Annotated in this window: 4 protein-coding genes; 3 read left to right on the forward strand and 1 reads right to left on the reverse strand. The window is 62.0% G+C overall.

Annotated features, from left to right (window positions below; all coding sequences use genetic code 11):
* Positions 1–119: 119 nt before the first annotated feature.
* From AB4Y89_RS24460 to AB4Y89_RS24470, 3 genes are read left to right on the forward strand one after another with little or no spacing between them, the layout of a single operon-like run.
* Entirely contained in the window at positions 120–380 is a 261-nt protein-coding gene (locus AB4Y89_RS24460) for a CPCC family cysteine-rich protein (RefSeq protein WP_442303559.1), read from the forward strand.
* 53 nt (positions 381–433) lie between these two features.
* A complete protein-coding gene (locus tag AB4Y89_RS24465; RefSeq protein WP_442303560.1) occupies positions 434–601 on the forward strand; it encodes a hypothetical protein in 168 nt (55 codons plus the stop codon).
* Positions 594–860 (forward strand): hypothetical protein, encoded by a 267-nt coding sequence (locus AB4Y89_RS24470; protein WP_442303561.1) that lies wholly within the window; start codon positions 594–596, stop codon positions 858–860. Before AB4Y89_RS24465 ends, AB4Y89_RS24470 begins: the two co-directional genes overlap by 8 nt.
* A gap of 211 nt (positions 861–1,071) precedes the next feature.
* Here AB4Y89_RS24470 and AB4Y89_RS24475 read toward each other — a convergent pair whose 3' ends face one another.
* The gene (locus tag AB4Y89_RS24475; RefSeq protein ID WP_442303562.1) at positions 1,072–1,197 is read right to left on the reverse strand and encodes a hypothetical protein; all 126 of its coding nucleotides are present in this window, start codon (positions 1,195–1,197) and stop codon (positions 1,072–1,074) included.
* Positions 1,198–1,607: the final 410 nt, after the last annotated feature.

Raw genomic sequence — 1,607 nt, forward strand, 5'->3', positions numbered from 1 at the left:
TCGCGGCCCACTCGCTGTCGTAATCATCTCGATGCTCGACAACCAGCCGGACAGCCTTGGCCTTGGTCGCTTCGTCGTACTTCGCTGGCATGGTGTGCCCATCCTCCTCAAGAAAGAAGGTGAGCACCAAACCCGGGGCGATTCACTGTGGGTTCCTGACACTCGATGAACGAGGAGGACACGAGATATGCCCGGTGTGCTTCTGGGAGGACGACGGGCAGGACGAGCATGATGTCGACACTGTTCGCGGTGGTCCCAATGGGGGTCTCAGCCCGGTCCAAGCCCGCCGGAACTTCCACGCCTTCGGGGCCTGTGAACAGCGCCTTCTGCTCCATGTGCGCGCTCCACACCCGGATGAGCACCCGCTCGGCCCAGGGTAGTGGTTCGCTGCCGGTCCGGATATGACCCATTACAACGGGCCCTGGACAACGGCGTGCAGCAGATCTACCAACGGCACAACGACCGCAACAAGCACTACGATAAGGCCGAAGAGCTGTTCGCCGAGGGGTTCGCAGCGTGGCTCAGCGGTGACGAGCACTTCGACGCGTTCGTTTACGGTGATGCGCGAGTCGCCGCCAGACTGAAGGCATACTATGAGTGAATTTTCGGACCACGTGACCGACCCGCGTGAGGACGAGGGCCCGCCCATATTCGATATCGACGGGGAAACGATCGTGGTGCCGTTCCACGGACGTACCGAAGACGGCGCCTACTACGATGGCGCCCGCAAACTCCGACCGGGTGAACCGGGCTATGACGAGCTACTGCCCCACGCCGACCCGAGACCGGAAATTCCGCGTACCCGCACCCCCAATCCACAAACACTGGCCCGAATCCGCCGCGCAGCCGGCCTCGAATAGAGGGGTCCACCGATCTACCCAGCTGCGATGGCCACCATCGGGCGCAGTAGCCCGGCCAGCCTCAACGCCGCGCACCACGTCGACGCTGATGGTCCACCGCGTCCTCATGCGCAATGTCCTGTTATGGAATCCGGGCGTGGCCGTGAGTTGGTGAATAAGGTGTCAGGCACGTTTCGATCTCTTGCGGTTTCCTGAACGCAGAGTTGCGCGTTCATCCCGGACGCTTCGCAGCGACATTGCGGGCGATAGCGTCGACCACGATCGCGACTGCGGCGAAGAGGTAGTCGAGAATCACGACGGGGCCGCCAAGCCAAAGCAAAGGTCCGTACGCCCGCACCTCCTGTTCTGCCGTCGATGTGCTCGATCGCGGAGTAGAGGAACACGCTCACCGTCGGGATCACGAGCAATACCCCCGTGATCAGCGACATCACGGTGGTCTTGACGAAGAATGTGAAAGCGTGAACGGGACAGCGGTGACAGCAGTCGCCGCAAGGATGAACGGCAGTTGCGTCGCCGGAGGGGAGTGGAGTGGTCCCAGAGGCTTACGAGTAGGGAGATTCGCTGTTTCCGCGTCGGTTGGTTCTACAGGTCATCTACGGGATCTGGCCCACTTTCCGTGATCGGCGTTGCCTGAGCGCGGCAGGTGGCTGAGGTCTTGCGATCATGTCTGGCTGTGTGTTGATCATGGTGTGCGGTTGCTGTTGCCGCACCTGGCCGGGGTGGCCATCGAGGAAGTTGCCGAGGTCA

Source organism: Terriglobus sp. 2YAB30_2, from assembly GCF_052114765.1.
Taxonomy (GTDB): domain Bacteria; phylum Acidobacteriota; class Terriglobia; order Terriglobales; family Acidobacteriaceae; genus Terriglobus.

Excerpts from the sequence above, each read along its gene's own strand:
- AB4Y89_RS24470 (WP_442303561.1), top strand. The coding sequence starts at position 594 with ATGAGTGAATTTTCGGACCACGTGACCGACCCGCGTGAGGACGAGGGC.